We start from the raw sequence: 16,130 nt of genomic DNA on the forward strand, positions 1-16,130 counted from the left end.
TCGCCGCTTTCCCCTGACCGACGTCTGGGCGACCGGCGATGCCAGTGGATGAGCGCCATGGCCGAACCCGAGGTCAACGTCCTGCGCCACCTGCCTGCGGTTGCCGCCGTGCTGGCCACCGCCGAGGCGGCCCTGCTGGTGGAGCGCCACGGGCGCGTCGCCGCCACCGAGGCCATTCGCCAGGTCATCGACGCGGCTCGCGACACCCTGCGGGTCATCCCCGCCGATGCGCCCAGCGCCACGGAACTGGCCCAGCGGGCCCATGGACTGCTGGAGGCCCGCATGCCCGGCCTGCGCCCGTTGTTCAACCTTACTGGCGTCGTGCTGCACACCAACCTTGGCCGTGCCGTGCTGGCGGAGGCGGCGATCGAGGCGGCGGTGGAGGCGATGCGCCACGCGGTGGCGCTGGAATACGACTTGGCCGATGGCACGCGCGGCGAGCGCGACGATCACGTGCGTGCACTGCTGTGCGAGTTGACCGGCGCGCAAGATGCCACCGTGGTCAACAACAATGCGGCCGCCGTGCTGCTATGCCTCAACACCCTGGCTCTCGGACGGGAGGCCGTGGTGTCGCGCGGCGAGCTGATCGAGATCGGCGGTGCCTTCCGCATGCCCGACATCATGGCCCGTGCCGGTGCGCGCATGGTCGAAGTAGGCACCACCAACCGCACCCATGCCGCCGACTATCGCAGCGCATTCAACGAGCACACCGGTGTCGTGCTCAAGGTGCACACCTCCAACTACCGTATCCAGGGTTTCACGGCCGAAGTGGGCGCGCGCGAACTGGCCGCGATGGCCGACGCCGCCGGCGTCCCGCTGCTGAACGACCTGGGTTCCGGCAGTCTGGTCGATCTGTCGCGCTACGGGCTTGCACGCGAACCCACCGTGCGCGAAGCCGTGGAAGAGGGCGCGCGGCTGGTTACGTTCTCGGGCGACAAGTTGTTGGGAGGACCGCAGGCCGGTTTCATTGTGGGCGATCGCGCGCTGATCGCCGCAATCAACCGCAACCCATTGAAACGAGCATTGCGCGTGGACAAGCTGCGGCTCGCCGCTATCGAAGCCACGCTGAATCTCTACCGCGATCCGGACCGGCTCGCGCAGCGCTTGCCCACGCTGCGTTTCCTGGCGCGCGCCCGGGACGACATCGAGGCGCAGGCGCATCGCTTACAACCCATCGTTGCCGAGCGGCTGGGTCCTGCGTTTACGGTCGACGTCGGCGAGTGTCTCAGCCAGGTCGGCTCCGGCGCCCTGCCGCTGGATACGCTCGCCAGCGCGGCGCTGCTGATTCGCCCGCGCGGCAGCCAGGGCGCGCTGGAACGGCTGGCCGCGGCCCTTCGCGCATTGCCGCGCCCGATCATCGGCCGCATCGCCGACGGCGCATTGCGACTGGACCTGCGTTGCCTGGACGAAGCCGATGAAGCGCGGTTGGCAGCCGCGTTGTCGCGGCTCGATATCGACGGCGTCGCCGCACACACCCCATGATCATCGGCACCGCGGGCCACATCGATCACGGCAAGACCTCGCTGGTCAAAGCCCTGACCGGTGTGGACACCGACCGCCTGAAGGAAGAAAAAGCGCGCGGCATCACCATCGATCTTGGTTTTGCCTACCTGCCGCTGGAAGACGATCTCATCCTTGGTTTCGTCGACGTGCCCGGCCATGAGCGCTTCGTGCACACCATGGTGGCGGGCGCGAGTGGCATCGACATGGCCTTGCTGGTGGTCGCCGCCGACGACGGCGTGATGCCGCAGACGCTGGAACACCTGGCGATCCTGGACCTGCTCGGCATCCGCCGTGGCCTGGTGGCATTGACCAAGGCCGACCTGGCAACGCCCGAACGGCTGGCCGACGTCAGCGCGCAGATTCGCGAAGCAACCGCGGGCACCGTACTCGACGGCGCCGACATCCTGCCGGTTTCCTCGACCACTGGCCGGGGCATGGACGCGCTGCGCGACCGTCTCGCAGCCGAGGCCCGCGCCCTTGGCGAGCGCGCGGACGACGGCCGCTTCCGTCTCGCCGTCGATCGCGTGTTCACCTTGCCAGGCATCGGCGTGGTGGTGACCGGCACGGTGCTGTCCGGCGTGGTGCGCGTGAAGGATCAGGTGCGGCTGAGTCCCTCGGGGCTTGCGGCGCGTGTTCGTTCGGTACATGCGCAGAACCGTCCGGTGGAGCGTGGAAGGGCCGGCGATCGCTGCGCACTCAACCTTGCCGGGGAGGGCATCACCAAGGATGCGATCCATCGTGGCGACATGGTGGTCGATGCCTTCCTGCATGCGCCGACCGATCGCATCGACGCGCGCGTGCATCTGCTGCCTGGCGAACCGAAAGCCATCGGCCAATGGTTTCCTGCGCGCCTGCATCATGGGGCGGTAGAGGTCGGCGCGCGCATCGTGCTGCTCGATGGCCTGCCTTTGCAGCCAGGCGGTACGACCCATGTGCAGCTGGTGCTGAGCCGGCCCATCGCCGCCGCCGCGCTGGATCGTTTCGTGTTGCGCGACGTATCCGCCCAACGCACGATGGGCGGCGGCGTGTTCCTCGACCTGCGCGCACCGGCGCGCCAGCGCCGCGCGGCGGGGCGGGAGGCGGTGCGTGCCGCGCTGGGCATCGCCGACGCCCAGCAGGCGCTGGCTGCCTTGCTCGAGGCACCGCCGCATGCGTGGGACCTGTTCGCCTTTGCGCGGGACCGCGCGCTCTCGGCCGCCAGGCTCGAGGAAATCGTCGCCGCGCTCTCGCCGGTGGTGTTTGACCTCGGTGCACAACGTATCGCGATAAGCCAGTCGCGCTGGCCAGGTTTCGTGGCGGGCGTGCACGATTACCTGCAAGCCTTCCATACGGCCAATCCCGATCTGCAGGGCGTGAGCCGGGAGAAGCTGCGCCTCGCCTCGCAACCACGCTTGCCGCCAGCTGCCTTTGTGCAGGCACTGCAGCACGCCGACCTCGATGGTCCCATCGTGCGTGATGGCGCGTTCGTGCGACTGGCCAGCCACATCATGCAATGGATTCCCGAGCGCGAGGCGCTATGGCATTCCATCGAGCCGCTGCTGGGAGGCGAGGCGCGCTTCCGGCCGCCACGGGTGCGCGACATCGCTGGCATCCTGGCACGCCCGGAGCAGGGCATAAGGCACTTGCTGGCCTTCGCGGCCCGGCTGGGCCTGGTGGACGAAGTGGCGCACGATCATTTCTTCCTGCGCACCACCATGCACGAAATGGTGCTGATCGCCGCGGATATCGCCGCGCTCGCGCCGGACGGCCGCTTCACCGCGGCGCAGTTCCGCGACCGCCTGGACAACGGTCGAAAGGTCGCCATCCAGATACTGGAGTTCTTCGACCGCCAGGGCGTCACGCTCAATCGCGGCACCTTGCGCCGGTTCCAGTCGCGCTACCTCGACTTGTACGCCGCCGCGGCTGAGGTAACCTCGCAGCATGGAAGAGCATCGTCCCCGGTGGGGCGTCCGGACTTCAAATCCGGGTGAGGCAGGCAAGACTGTCTCGGGTGGGTTCGACTCCCATTCTCTTCCGCCACCTTGCGCGCGGCGTGTTCAGACCATCTCGACGCCCGGCGTTCCGGCCAGCGCTTCGCCGATGATGGTGGCGCGCGGATAGCCCGCGTCTTCGATCATCGCGCGGATCGCCTCGGCACGTTCCGGCCTGCATGCCACCAGCAGGCCGCCGGAGGTCTGCGGATCGGTCAGCAGCGCACGCCGCCAGTCCGGCAGTTCGGCGGGCAGGGTGATGCCGTCGCTGTAGCTGTTCCAGTTTCGCTTCGATGCGCCCGTGAGGTAGCCGGCCTGGGCCAGCGCTTCGGCCTGTGTGAACCACGGCAGGCGCGCTTGTTCGATGCGGATGCGCAGGCCGCTGCCGCGCGCCATTTCCAGCCCATGACCCAGCAGGCCGAAGCCGGTGACGTCGGTGATGGCATGCACGTCCTTATCCCTGGCCAGCGCGTGGCCGACGCGGTTGAGCAGGGTGGTCGACGCCAGCATTTCCGCATACGCCGCCGCCGGCAACGCCTGCTTCTTGAACGCCGCCGAATAGATGCCCACGCCAAGACCCTTGGTAAGGATCACCGCGTCGCCCGCCTGCGCGCCGCTGTTGCGGCGCACGTCCGCGGGCGCGCACAGCCCGATGGCGGCAAGACCGTAGATGGGTTCGGCCGAATCGATGGAGTGGCCGCCCGCGATGGGTATGCCTGCTTCCGCGCAGATGGATTCGCCACCGGCGAGGATGGCGCGCACCGTGTCCACGTCCATCTTGTCCAGCGGCATGCCCAGGATGGCCAGCGCCATGATCGGCTTGCCACCCATCGCGTACACGTCGGACAAGGCGTTGGCTGCGGCAATGCGGCCAAAATCATGGGGATCGTCGACCACGGGCATGAAGAAGTCGGTGGTGGCGATGACGCAGGTGTGCTCGTCCACCTGCCACACGGCGGCGTCGTCACTGGATTCCGTGCCGACCAGTAGTTGGGCGAACGGCATCGTGGCGGCTTTGCCGGCGAGCAGTTGCTGGAGCACGGAGGGTGCGAGCTTGCAGCCGCAGCCGCCGCCGTGGGCAAGATCGGTCAAACGAACAGAGGTCATGCCGAGGAGCCTCCGGAAGTTTCGCGGGTACGCGGGTGATGCGCGTCGAAGCATAGCGAAATGCAGGGACCCGATGCGGCCTTCACGATGTCACGACAGGAGCAGCGAGGCTGCCGACGTCCGAGGGGGACGAACCGGGCAGGCCGTCATACCATGCCCTGGCTGCGTCACATGACTTCCTCTGGAGGAAACGCCATGCACCACTCCCGTCTTTGCGCGCTGCTCATCGATTGCCACGTGCCGGACATCGACCAGGCTGCCCGCTTCTGGGCTGATGCGCTGGGGCGGCCGATCGACACGGAACACCCCGGCACGCGCGGCAACTACCGCATGCTGGAAACGCCGGAAGACGAGCCCATCGTGCAGATCCAGCGCGTAGAGCACGAGAGCCGCATCCACCTGGATATCGAAACCGACGACATCCCCGCCGAGGTCGCCCGCCTGGAAAAGCTCGGCGCCCACGTGGTGAGCCGGCTGGAACGCTGGGTGGTGATGCAGGCGCCCACGGGACAACGGTTCTGCGTGGTGCGGATACAGCGCCCCGGCTTTCCGAAGAACGCCAATCGCTGGGAGTGAACGGTGTGGCATCCGGAGCGGGGTGAAGGCCGGTAAGCTACGCGGCCTTGTTCCTGCATTTCCTTTCAGAAGTACACGATGAATTTCCGTTCGACCGTTGCGTTGTTGTTGCTTGGATTTGGTCTGATGTCCTCCATCGCCACCGCGACCGGCGTGGTAAGGCCCAAGGTGCACCTGGGGACCTACCGCGTCGAGCGCGACGTGACGCCGGGCCGCAACAAAGTGGTGGGAACGCTCACCAACACGGGGAAGGTGCCCGTTCATTCTGCCAGGGTGAGCTTCCGCCTGTTCGATGCCACCGGTCGCGCGATCGGTCGCGCCACCGATGAAGTGCATGATCTGGAACCGGGCCAATCCTGGAAATTCCACGCGCAGGCCCGCGGCAATGTAAGCCGGGCCCGTCTCCTGCGCGTCGAAGCCAGATAGCGAGTCAGCTGCGGCGGGAGGCCCCGCTCACTCTTGCAGGTTCGCCGCCGCGTTGCCGGTGGTGCGTGCAGGTTGCGCCGTCGATGGCATGCTCGTGTCTGGCACGGCGCTCCGCGCCGCGCACACTGCGCGAACTGGCCCGGCACGACGGCCTGACCCTTTCCCATCGCCAGGGTCGCAACCTTTGGCGCCTGCAGGGGCCGCGCGGCAGCCAGGCGGTGGCGATCAACCGCCGCTTCGCCGTCTACGATAGGCGTGTGCTGGCGCAGGCCTGCATGGCGGGGCTGGATATCTCGCTGCTTCCGCAATGGATGGCGGAGCCGATGATCGCGCAGGGACGGCTCGTGCGCGTACTGCCCAACTATCGACGTGCAAGCACGGAACTCGGCATGCACCTTGTATACGCGAGCCGGCCGCCGGTACCGCCCGCGGTCGTGGCGGTGGTCGATTTTCTGTGGGAAAACGGAGTGTGGCGATGGCCAACCCTCCGCCGGCCCGGTGAGCCAGCACGCCCAGCCAGACCCATTCGGTGCCTCGCTGGCCTCAGGGCGCGCGATCATGGTGTCGATTTTTCGAGCTTCCGTTCGTCGTACCCATGCCAGGCCAACAAGGCCGGTTAGCAACCAGGAGACAGACGATGCGTGTGATGGTGCTGGTAAAAGCGACCTCGGACAGCGAGCAGGGCTTTGCGCCCACCCCGGACAACCTTGCATCGCTCGAGGCGATGGGGCGATTCAATGAAGCGTTGGTCAAGGCCGGCATCATGCGCGCCGCCGATGGTCTCAAGCCCTCTTCGCATGGCAAGCGCGTGGCATTCGATGGTGCCAGCCGCACGGTCACCGACGGACCTTTCACCGAAACCCACGAGCTGGTGGCAGGGTTTTGGTTGTGGGAGGTCAAGGACATGGAGGAAGCGGTGGCCTGGGTGAAACGCTGCCCCAATCCCATGCCGGGGCCGAGCGAGATCGAAATCCGGCCGCTGTATGAGATGGCGGATCTGCTCGCCGCTGACGGTGCCGAGGATCGCGGCGAATCCTGAGGGCACGCCCGGCATGCAGGCGGCCCCGGCAACTTCTCCGCCATGATGGGGCGCGGCCGAATTAGCTAAGCACGGCAAGGGCCGCCATCGTTCGCCGATGCGGGCTCTGTTTCGGCAACAGCCAGCTTCGCGCGACTATCCTGCGGGTACGGATGAGACCTGAGGTGCCGCCATGTCCGCGGATACGAAGACTCCGTTCGATCACGTCAACGACGTTGTGGCGCAACTCAAGGAGATGCGCCATTACGCGAAGAACAATGTCGAAACCCTGACAGCGCAGTGGCTGCTGTTCGACGGTGTACTGAAGAAGCTCAAGCATACGAGCTCGATCGAAACACTGATGAACCGCCAGGGCGAGTTGCACGATGCCCTGGAAGAGGAGCTCGCCGCGTTGGAGAAGCTGGCGGTGAGCCTGCAGCCGCCCCCCGAGGAGGCCGCGCCTGCGCCACCCGCGCCACCCGCGTCCCGTGGCAAGCATTGACGCAGCGGCCGCGTGCATCGGTACGCTGCTGACTCGCAGGCATGGTTCGCGGTTAAGGGATCAGGCTGACCGTCGCGCCGCGAGTGGACACAGGGACGACCGTGTAGGACGGGATGGGTTGGTTCTGGCAGCTCGCGGGAACGAGTGAGGAATCACCGAGGAACACCTGGCAATTCCAGATGATGTCACCGGTGCTCCCACGACTCGGTAGCGGCGTGAACACCAGGACCGGATCGGGATGGGCACCCGTGTTGCGCGTCATCAGGGTGATGAGCCCGCCGTCGGCGATATCCACCCGCGAAACGTAGGGCCCGCCCGATACCCTGGCGCTGTACTGCAGGTCGTTCGAGCGTACCTGTGCAAAGCCGCCCTTGATCGTGGCCGCTTCCATCACCGCCAGCTTGGCGACGGCGACGTGGTTCAGTGCGTCTGCTACGTGATGCTCCGTGCTATAGCTGTGCCAAAGCGGCAATCCCAAGGCCCATAGCATGGCAGCGACGATGGCGCTCAGTGCCACCATGCCGAACACGGCGGCGCTGTTCCTACGGGTCATGACACATCCCCAGCCTGATGGCCGTTGGCTGCTCCACGCGAGCGACGAATCCCTTCCAACTGTCCTCAGTGGCGGTGTACGTACCGTGGAGGACATGTTAATTCCGCTATCCGCGTTGTTATTGCATGCTTTTTGTTGGCGAGGGCAGGCGATGCGTGGGCGCAGACATCATGCCGTCGCTGGAAGCAGGGCAGGTCGCCTCACCCATGGCCACAAGGTGCCGCACCACGCATCGACCATGCCAGAGCGGCTTCCACCTGGCCTGGGCAAACCCCGGGCCAGGTGGCCATGTGCCTTGATCCCGGACTCAGAGTGACTGGGCGGCGTTGGCCGTCTGATCGCCGCAGGTGGGCGACGGTGCCGCCGTCTCGTCCATCTTGGCGGGCGCGGACATGAGCGTGCCCCGCAGCGAGCGCAACAGCACGCGCCCGCATTGCTCGTCGATCAACTGGCCGCGCTCCATGCGTTCGGCATGGCCTTCCTGATACCTCACCGTTTTGAATGGCGCATCGGCTTTTGCCCTGGATGCATCGGCGATGGCGATATCGAGGGACGCCGCGAGCAACCGGGCACTCTCTTCCTTGAGCGGATTGCCCTGGTCGCGCGTCCAGTACGTCATCATGTCCTGCTCTTGCCGCGCACTGGATATGACGCGAACCGTGTTGACGTACGACGCCTTCTTCCGCTCGTTGGGTGCGTAGATCTCCACGATGTTGTCCAGCACGAGGGTGCTCTGGTCCTGCGTCATGGCATAACTTGGCGTACTGAGTACCAGCCAGCCCTGATGATCGTCCTGCCCCTCCTGCAACAGCTGTCTCGCGGTGCCGCTGCTGGTGAGCGAAAGGCCGCGTTCCATGAGCGCGTTTGTGTGGAATCCATCAAGCACGGGCTGATAAGGGCCGAGCACCTTGTCAGCGTCCTTCTGGATCTTGGTTTTCTGCGCGTTGCGGGTCGACTTCATGATCGCCGCGTGGGTCAGCACCGCCGCCAGCAAACCAATGGCGTTGGGCGCCGGATACATCATGCTGCCGGTGGACATGCCCGAGCCGTCGAAATTGGCCACGCCGCTGAAGGGCACCTTCTCGTCCGCGGGCAGCTGCAGCGACCAGTTCAAGCCCTGGGCGGCGGGAACGCTGGCCACGGGTGCCGCACTCTTGTCGGCGCCGCGCGCGGTTCGTCCCGGTGTGCAGAACACGATGGTGGCCATGGCGATGGCAAGCATCAATGCAAAACGATTCATTCCCTGATCTCCTTGCCTGGAGTGTGCGCGGCCTGGCGGAAACGGCGGCGTTGCGCCGCCGTTTCCATGCACAGGCCGGGGCGGTCAGCCCTTGAACGGTTTGAGGAACGTGTCCTTGCCCGTTTCCAGCGCCTGGAAATAGGCATTGGTCAGGCCGGGGAAGGTCGGCGGCTCATCCCACTTGCCTTCGGCCGCCACGTGGATGTTTACCGGCGAATACCATTCGTATGTGTTGTTGGCGAGGTTCACTTCGTAGCCAAGGCCAATCACGACACCCTTCGGATCGCTGGAGGGAATGTAGGCCGAGTAAGGGCGCTCGAAGCCGACTTCCTGGATCTGGATCACCACCAGGTGGTCGACCGAGTACTTGGCGCGCAGCGAAGAGAAATCCTTCTTTGCCATGTCGGCGCCGCTGGACTTGGCACTGGGAAGCTTGGACACGTCGATGTCTTCATTGATCACGACGGCGTCGAGGCCGCGCTTGCGCAGCAGGGTCGCCACGTCGTCCTTGAGCTTCGGCAGGCCTTCTTCCGGAAGCGAGTGGGAATAGGTGGTGAGCTTGGAATTGGCCATGGACGCTGCCGCCATGCACAGCAGGCAACCCGCGCCCGGCGTGTAGACATCGACCTTGGGAAGCGTGGTCATGACCACGCCTACCTTTTGCGCACTGGCGTTCTGTGCCGGAGCGGAAAACGCGATGGGTCGCTGGGGCGTCGCGGCGCATCCGCTCAACAAGGCAGCCGCGGCTGCAAGTACGACTCCGATACGAAACTGCATGTGGTGGATCTCCCTGTGTGGTCGGACGGTGTTGATGTTCGGCCGGGCAATCGGTGCGATCGACAGGGCGCGCGACAACCCGAGGTTGTTGTGCGACATGGCGAACGACCCGTGGCCCAGTCTGGCTAACAGGCAAGCGTTGAATGTCCCCGGCGCGAAGCGTCAGGGATGGCGGTTTCGAATGTGCCCCGTGGCGCACGCAACGACATGCGAAGTCGCAAGGCGCCGTTGGCAAAAGGATGGAGTGCGATGGCTCGCAGGCGCGCAAGCGCGCGCCGCCGCTATGCCTGCGGCGATGTGTTCTTTCATGTTTTCCCCCTTGCGACAAAACCTAGCATGGTCTTTCGATCAAGGTCCAGAAATTGCGAAGTGCCTCTTCCGTACGGGATATGGCGCAAATAATTGCGATGACGCATCGGAATTGCTGGCGTCGTGACCCTGCGCGCAGGGAAGCGCACGTGCGCTGTGTTTTGCCACGTGTCGTATCGCCCGAATGTTTCCCTTGAGTCCTGTGCGCATCCGCCAAAGGGCCTATTCACTTCGGGCGCGTCATTCACGAGCATAGCGCCCCGTTTGCCGCGGAACGTTCGTCGATGAGCTATCGAGACGACGACTGCCGCGATACGGACATGCGAAACAGGGGACAACCTATGCAATCGATCGTTCTGCCAGGGATGGTGGCGTTTCCGCGTGGCCGAGTGCCGCGACGGGTAAAGGCAAACAGGGATGTCATTACGGTCGCTTCGTCTCCACCTCGTTACCCGTGGGCCCGATGATTCCCGAGATATCGCCCGGAGGTGCTTCATGGCACCACCAGGCTGTCGCGGATGCCGGGATATCTACGTTCGATACGAAGCAGACCGCACGTGACGCCTGTAGTCCGGCGTGCCGTCACGTGCCCGTCGCTGCCGCCGGGACATCGCGAAAGATTTCCGCCGTCGACTGAAGTCGACGCAGGCGGATGTTGTGGGGCGAATGCGCGCAGGAAAGGCCGTTTCCATCCACCGGCAACATGGCGTTGTCGGGTTCATTTCACCAGATAAGGAAAATCATGCGTCAGTTGCTTCTTTCTGTGTCGCTGGGTGCGCTGCTGTTGGCCGCACCCCTTGCCAGCCGTGCCGCCGTGGAGACGGGCAATGGCGATCTGTTCGTCAACGCCAGCCTCGGCAGCGCCCATTCCGACGTGTCGGGCCTCACGAAGCAGGACGACTTCGGTTACGGCGTCAACGTCGGCTACCGCTGGAACGACACCTGGGGCGTGGAAGCTGGCTATGTCGACCTGGGCAAGCCGGAAGCCAAGGGTTATCCCGTGTACAACAATACGTACAACCTGAAGCTTCACGTCACGGGCTGGACCTTGGGCGTGAACGGCAAGCTCAACTTGGCCGAGCACTGGTTCCTGAGCGCGCGCCTTGGCGCATTCTTCTCGAACACCAAGCTGACGGTGGAAGGCTACTCCAACGACTTCAGCGCGAACGACACGAACTTGTACGTCGGCGTTGGCGCTGGCTACAACTTCAGCCGGAATCTCAGCGTCGGCATCAACTTCGACCGCTACGAAGCCAAGGCCAAGGGCATCCTGACGAACACCAATAATCCGTACCTGCTTTCTGGCACGGTGGAGTACCGCTTCGGTCTCTAAGAGCCTGTTCAACGTCTCGCGGGACACCCATTTTCCTCACCGTCATTCCCGCGGAAGCGGGAATCCAGTGACTTTCGGCTTTCGATAGGGTTTGAAGGCACTGGATCCCCGCTTCCGCGGGGATGACGGTGAGGAGATGTGGGTCTTGATGGAGATCGTGAACAGGCTCTAAGGCATGGCGCCTTTGGCGGGTGTCAATCCTCATGCTGGCCGCACGTCGCGGCCAGCATGAGTGCCTTCCCTCAGCGGCTAGCGACAGGCGGAGCGGCGCCGGCGTGTGCGCACAACGGCGCCACTTACGCCAGCGCCAGACGCCCCGCCAGATCCTGCAGGGCCTGCCGAAGCAGTACGGGGCTCATCACCCGAAAGCCGAAGGGCAGTCGCGCCAGTTCGCGCGCGAGCCAGTCCAGGTCGTCGACCTGGCTGCGCATCAACACACCGCGCTCCATGGGTTCGAACACGCCGATGGCGTTGCCCAGGTGGTTGAGCGCCTGCGGGAGGTCGGTGAACAACTCGACCTCGGCGACATGCGTGCGCGGCTGGGTGGCAAGGCTGTCGGCGAGATGCGTCAGCGTGTCGAAGTTCCCGGGACGTTCAAAGGGGACTTCAAGCGGATGCGCGGCAGTGATGCGGTCCAGCCGAAACGAGCGCAACTCCTGACGGAGGTGGCAGCGGCCCACCAGGTACCAATAGCCATGGCGATGACCGAGCCCGAACGGATCGACCGGCCGTTCGGTGTGCTCATCCTGCGGTGAGCGATAAGCCAACCGCACTTGCCGGCGCTCCTGGGCGGCCTTGCTCAACGTCATCAGCAGGCTGCTGTTCACGGCTGGCGCAGGGCGCCCATGCTCCAGGCTGACGGTTTCGGTCAGCGCGCGCACATGCTGCTGCAGCCGCTCGGGCATCACGCGTTCCAGTTTGGCCTGTGCGCTGGCGGCCGCTGTGCTGGCCTGGGTCATGCCAAGGCGCTGCGCAGCAAGCAGGCCTATCGAAAGTGCGAGCGCCTCGTCATCGCTGAACATCATGGGCGGCAGCTTGAAGCCGGGCACCAGCATGTAGGCGCCGTGGCGTCCGCGCTCGGTGGTGATCGGTATGCCGATGTCCTCGAGAATGGCGATGTAGCGGCGCAACGTGCGTGGGTGGATGTCCAGCCGCCGTGCCAGTTCGGTGCCGTTGATGCGGCGATGGGCCTGCAACAACTCCAGGACGGCCAGGGCACGACTGGTGGGGTGATACATGCGAAGACCCGGAAGGAATTTAGGACGCAGATCGTCCTAATGGCTGCCTAGCATGGGGCTGTCCCGCAGGCACCGCAAGCGACCCGTGCGGTGCCTGCCGCCACGTTCGTCACTCGTCTAGGGAGGGAACATCCTGTGAAAGCCATGGGTTTCATCGTTGTCGCTTTGCTTGCCACTGCCTTGGTGGTTCCCACTACCAGGGCCGCCGATGGTCCGCGTTGCACCGACGCCGCTCACCGTGCGTTTGATTTCTTTGCCGGCGATTGGGACGCCTACGACAGCGCGGGCAAGCTGCTTGGCCACAACCGGGTGGAGAAGGCGCACGACGGCTGCGTGCTGATCGAGCATTGGACCGGCGTGGAAGGGGAGAGCGGCACCAGCCTCAACATCTACGATGCCAACCGCAAGGTCTGGAACGAAACCTGGGCCAGCAGCCACGGTACGCTGCTGACCATCGAGGGCGGCATGCGTGGCAAGCAGATGGTGATGATCGGCACGCACGTGGACGACGATGGACGCGTGGCCCTGCATCGCAATATCTGGACGCCCATGGCGGACGGCGTGCACCAGGTCTGGGATTACTCGCTCGACGGTGGCCAGACCTGGGTCGTCAACTACGACGGTTACCTGCGGCCGGCCAAGGCGAAGCGCTGAGACGGCACGCGCGGTGCCCCGCGTCAGGGTGAGTTGGGGCTGGCCTGCACGGCGGCGTCCGTCGTGCTCTGACCGGCTGGTTCGATCGTGGATGTCGCCACGATGCCCGGCGTGGCCGCCACGACGTGCGCGACCGCAGGCAGCTGTGCCGATGTCGTCTTGATGTCGCCGGGGCCGGCTTCCTGCGAGAGCGAGGCGGCCTCGGCCTGCTTGTTCATCACGATGATGCTGATGCGGCGGTTGACCGGGTCGCCCGGATTCGCCTTGTCGAACGGCACCGAGGCGGCCAACCCCACGACGCGCGCGATCTTGTCTTCGGTGAGTCCACCGGAGAGCAGCGCGCGGCGTGCGGCATTGGCGCGATCGGCGGACAGCTCCCAGTTGCCGTATTGGTGATCGCTGCTGTACGGCGCGTCGTCGGTGTGGCCGGAGAGGCTGATGCGGTTGGGCACGCGGTTGATGAAGCCCGCCAGCTCCTCGAGGATCGTCGTGGTGTACGGCCGCAGCTGCGCGCTGCCCAGGTCGAACATCGGGCGGTTCTGCTTGTCCACGATCTGGATGCGCAAACCTTCGGGCGTGATGTCCAGCAGCAGCTGGTCCTTGAACGGAGCCAGCGCCTGGCTGCTCTGGATGGCCGCCTGCAGCTGTTGCATCAGTTGTTCAAGGCGCGCGCGCTCCTGTTTGCGCGCTTCCTGCTCGATCTCCTTGGGATCGACGCTGGCCGTTGCCTGGCTCCTGGTGTCCTTGCCCGGGCCGTGCGGCAGGTCCAGCGCACCGCCCAGCTTGATCATGCTGGTGCTGGCGCCGCCCGGGCCGGTGCGGCCCGGCGGTGCCATGGTCGCCGTGCCCTGCGTCATGCTCGGATTCTTGAAGTATTCGGAGATGGCCGCGCGCTGCTGCTTCGTACCTGCGCCGATCAGCCACATCACGAGGAAGAAGGCCATCATTGCGGTGACGAAGTCCGCATACGCGACCTTCCACGCCCCACCATGGTGGCCGTGCCCCCGCTTCTTCACACGGCGGATGATGATGGGCGCGAGGTCGCCCTGATCGCTCACGTCGCCGCCTTGGCGCGCGGCGCCTTGAGGTGTTCCTCAAGATCCTGGAAGCCCGGCCGCGCATTGGAGGAAAGCGATTTGCGCGCGAACTCCACCGCCACCTTGGGGTTGTAGCCACGCAGATTGGCCAGCAGGGCCACCTTCACGCATTCGAACGCCTTGCCATCTTCCTGCACGCGGTTTTCCATCGCCGAGCCGAGCGGGCCGAGGAAGCCGTAGCAGAGCAGGATGCCGAGGAAGGTGCCCACCAGCGCGCCAGCGATGTGTTCGCCGATGGCTGAGGTGTCGCCGTCGAGCTGCCCCATGGTGGTGACGATGCCGAGCACCGCCGCCACGATGCCGAAGCCGGGCAGCGCATCAGCCAGTTTCGTCACTGCCAGCGCCGGCGCCACGGCTTCGTGGTGGTGCGTTTCCAGTTCCACCTCCAGCAGCTGTTCCAGCTCGTGCGGATTCATGCTGCCTCCCACCATCAGGCGCAGGCAGTCGGTGGTGAATTCGATCAGGTGATGCTCGCGCTGCAGCCGCGGATAAGCGGAGAACAGCGAGCTGGATTGCGGATCTTCGATGTGTTCCTCCACGCCGAGCAGGCCTTCCTTGCGGATCAGGCTGAACAGGTCGTAGAGCATCGACAGCAGGTCGACGTAATCCTGCTTCGTGTACTTGGGGCCCTTCAGCAGGCCGATGGCATCCTGCACGGCACCCTTGACCACCTTGGGCGGGTTGGCCGAAAGAAAGGCGCCCAGCGCGCCGCCGCCGATGATCATCAGTTCATAGGGTTGCCACAAGGCAAGAATCTGCCCGTGCGACAGCACGAAGCCGCCAAACACGCACCCAAGAACCACCACCGCGCCGATGAGGACCAACATGTTCGCTCCATGATACGGAGCTGGTTACTCCGCGCTGAGGTCTTATCGGCGCGGGGGCGGGAAAGTTAAGGAAACAGCTGCACCTTGCAGCAGGCAACAGCGAGCCTCTTGCGCGCCGGGCGAAATGCCATTCCCATGGTGGGGCGGCAAGCCCGGCCATCATGGTGAAGGGGCCGCCCGATGAACATTCAAGGATGAGTCGAACGATGAGGATTCCACCACCCGTCATCGCCGTGACGATGGCCGTGGCGACGGTCATGAGTTCGGGACACATGACGCGCGCATGGCCAGCCAACGGTTATGCGTCGTGCGCAGCCCTTGCGCTGGCCTTGCTTGGCACGGCCGTCGACCTGAGCGCGAAACGACTTTTCGTCAGGCAGGGCACCACGGTGAACCCCATGTCACCCGGCGCCGCGTCGGTCATGGTGAGTACGGGCGCTTACCAGTGGAGCCGCAACCCCATGTACCTGGGCCGGCTCATGCAGCTGCTGGCGCTGGCGTTGTACCTGGCGAGTCCGGTGGGCCTGCTCGGCGTTCCGCTGTTTGCGATCTACCTTGACCGCGTGCAGATCCGGGCGGAGGAGCGTGCGCTGTCGCAGCGCTTTCCGGTGGAGTTCGCCGCGTATCGCCTTCGTGTGCGTCGATGGCTTTGAGGGAGCGGCATGTTCGCGGTGCCTGACAAAGCCATCGGCTCGTCGACGACCACGGCAAGCCCTCAATACTTGAGGTTGAGTTCCGGTATGCGTTCGCGACTGGCCCAGTAGAGGTCCTGGAATTCTTCCTCGGTCAGCTCGTCGGGTGCATAGACGGCGACCGGATCCCACGTGTGATCGGTGGTCTGCGGCTGGCGCGGCCCGGCGCGGAGCGAAAACACGCGGCCATCGCGATCGAGCAGCTCGGGCGCTTCTTCAAGGTGTTCCGTCTGGCTGGTCTTGGCGTCGATCAGGAAAATGGCGGAGATCATGCATGGGTCCTCGTGGGGGTGATGCTTGTACTTGCC

General features: G+C 65.1%; 18 protein-coding genes and 1 tRNA gene. 11 read left to right on the top strand and 8 right to left on the bottom strand.

Annotated features, from left to right (window positions below):
• Positions 1-48 precede the first annotated feature (48 nt).
• The 3 genes from selA (at position 49) to HY57_RS09900 (ending at position 3,522) form a co-directional block, all read left to right on the top strand.
• A complete protein-coding gene (selA, locus tag HY57_RS09890; RefSeq protein ID WP_019465119.1) occupies positions 49-1,482 on the top strand; it encodes an L-seryl-tRNA(Sec) selenium transferase in 1,434 nt (477 codons plus the stop codon).
• The gene (selB, locus tag HY57_RS21190) at positions 1,479-3,473 is read left to right on the top strand and encodes a selenocysteine-specific translation elongation factor (protein ID WP_081500638.1); all 1,995 of its coding nucleotides are present in this window, start codon (positions 1,479-1,481) and stop codon (positions 3,471-3,473) included. Before selA ends, selB begins: the two co-directional genes overlap by 4 nt.
• Positions 3,426-3,522 (top strand) — tRNA-Sec (locus HY57_RS09900). The genes selB and HY57_RS09900 overlap by 48 nt, the downstream gene beginning before the upstream one ends.
• A gap of 17 nt (positions 3,523-3,539) precedes the next feature.
• Here the strand turns inward: HY57_RS09900 and selD are convergent.
• Positions 3,540-4,580 (bottom strand): selenide, water dikinase SelD, encoded by a 1,041-nt coding sequence (gene selD / locus HY57_RS09905; protein ID WP_019465118.1) that lies wholly within the window; start codon positions 4,578-4,580, stop codon positions 3,540-3,542.
• A gap of 195 nt (positions 4,581-4,775) precedes the next feature.
• Here selD and HY57_RS09910 point away from each other — a divergent pair, with 195 nt between their 5' ends.
• From HY57_RS09910 to HY57_RS09930, 5 genes are all read left to right on the top strand, one after another.
• Positions 4,776-5,156, top strand: a complete 381-nt coding sequence (locus HY57_RS09910) for a VOC family protein (RefSeq protein ID WP_019465117.1) — start codon at positions 4,776-4,778, stop codon at positions 5,154-5,156.
• 78 nt (positions 5,157-5,234) lie between these two features.
• Positions 5,235-5,582 (top strand): FxLYD domain-containing protein, encoded by a 348-nt coding sequence (locus HY57_RS20865; RefSeq protein ID WP_144240803.1) that lies wholly within the window; start codon positions 5,235-5,237, stop codon positions 5,580-5,582.
• Positions 5,583-5,665: 83 nt separating this feature from the next.
• Entirely contained in the window at positions 5,666-6,202 is a 537-nt protein-coding gene (locus tag HY57_RS09920) for a LysR substrate-binding domain-containing protein (protein WP_019465115.1), read from the top strand.
• Positions 6,203-6,219: 17 nt separating this feature from the next.
• The gene (locus HY57_RS09925; protein ID WP_019465114.1) at positions 6,220-6,621 is read left to right on the top strand and encodes a YciI family protein; all 402 of its coding nucleotides are present in this window, start codon (positions 6,220-6,222) and stop codon (positions 6,619-6,621) included.
• A gap of 172 nt (positions 6,622-6,793) precedes the next feature.
• On the top strand, positions 6,794-7,102 hold the full coding sequence (locus HY57_RS09930) for a hypothetical protein (RefSeq protein ID WP_019465113.1): 309 nt from the start codon (positions 6,794-6,796) through the stop codon (positions 7,100-7,102).
• A gap of 52 nt (positions 7,103-7,154) precedes the next feature.
• Here the strand turns inward: HY57_RS09930 and HY57_RS09935 are convergent, their stop codons facing one another.
• From HY57_RS09935 to HY57_RS09945, 3 genes are all read right to left on the bottom strand, one after another.
• Positions 7,155-7,655: a pilin gene (locus tag HY57_RS09935; protein ID WP_039732322.1), complete on the bottom strand. Its 501-nt coding sequence runs from the start codon at positions 7,653-7,655 to the stop codon at positions 7,155-7,157.
• A gap of 307 nt (positions 7,656-7,962) precedes the next feature.
• A complete protein-coding gene (locus tag HY57_RS09940; RefSeq protein ID WP_019465111.1) occupies positions 7,963-8,895 on the bottom strand; it encodes a hypothetical protein in 933 nt (310 codons plus the stop codon).
• Between the two features lie 84 nt (positions 8,896-8,979).
• The gene (locus tag HY57_RS09945; protein ID WP_019465110.1) at positions 8,980-9,540 is read right to left on the bottom strand and encodes a hypothetical protein; all 561 of its coding nucleotides are present in this window, start codon (positions 9,538-9,540) and stop codon (positions 8,980-8,982) included.
• A gap of 1,183 nt (positions 9,541-10,723) precedes the next feature.
• On the opposite strand from HY57_RS09945, the gene HY57_RS09950 reads away from it, so the two are divergent.
• Complete coding sequence (locus HY57_RS09950) at positions 10,724-11,314, top strand: porin family protein (RefSeq protein WP_019465109.1); 591 nt, start codon at positions 10,724-10,726, stop codon at positions 11,312-11,314.
• A 296-nt stretch (positions 11,315-11,610) separates the two neighbouring features.
• Here HY57_RS09950 and HY57_RS09955 read toward each other — a convergent pair whose 3' ends face one another.
• Positions 11,611-12,552, bottom strand: a complete 942-nt coding sequence (locus HY57_RS09955) for a helix-turn-helix transcriptional regulator (protein ID WP_019465108.1) — start codon at positions 12,550-12,552, stop codon at positions 11,611-11,613.
• A 144-nt stretch (positions 12,553-12,696) separates the two neighbouring features.
• Between HY57_RS09955 and HY57_RS09960 the strand changes: the two genes are divergently transcribed.
• Positions 12,697-13,206 carry a hypothetical protein gene (locus HY57_RS09960; protein ID WP_019465107.1) on the top strand — a complete coding sequence of 170 codons (510 nt, stop codon included), beginning with the start codon at positions 12,697-12,699 and terminating at the stop codon, positions 13,204-13,206.
• Between the two features lie 23 nt (positions 13,207-13,229).
• Here HY57_RS09960 and motB read toward each other — a convergent pair whose 3' ends face one another.
• Positions 13,230-14,264, bottom strand: coding sequence for a flagellar motor protein MotB (motB, locus tag HY57_RS09965; protein WP_019465106.1), 1,035 nt, complete (start codon positions 14,262-14,264; stop codon positions 13,230-13,232).
• The gene (gene motA / locus HY57_RS09970; RefSeq protein WP_019465105.1) at positions 14,261-15,130 is read right to left on the bottom strand and encodes a flagellar motor stator protein MotA; all 870 of its coding nucleotides are present in this window, start codon (positions 15,128-15,130) and stop codon (positions 14,261-14,263) included. The genes motB and motA overlap by 4 nt, the downstream gene beginning before the upstream one ends.
• Positions 15,131-15,336: 206 nt before the next feature.
• Here motA and HY57_RS09975 point away from each other — a divergent pair, with 206 nt between their 5' ends.
• Positions 15,337-15,783, top strand: a complete 447-nt coding sequence (locus HY57_RS09975; RefSeq protein ID WP_019465104.1) for a methyltransferase family protein — start codon at positions 15,337-15,339, stop codon at positions 15,781-15,783.
• A 62-nt stretch (positions 15,784-15,845) separates the two neighbouring features.
• Here HY57_RS09975 and HY57_RS09980 read toward each other — a convergent pair whose 3' ends face one another.
• Positions 15,846-16,094 carry a hypothetical protein gene (locus HY57_RS09980; protein WP_019465103.1) on the bottom strand — a complete coding sequence of 83 codons (249 nt, stop codon included), beginning with the start codon at positions 16,092-16,094 and terminating at the stop codon, positions 15,846-15,848.
• Positions 16,095-16,130 lie beyond the last annotated feature (36 nt).

Origin of the sequence: Dyella japonica A8, from assembly GCF_000725385.1 — a bacterium.
Lineage (GTDB): Bacteria > Pseudomonadota > Gammaproteobacteria > Xanthomonadales > Rhodanobacteraceae > Dyella > Dyella japonica_C.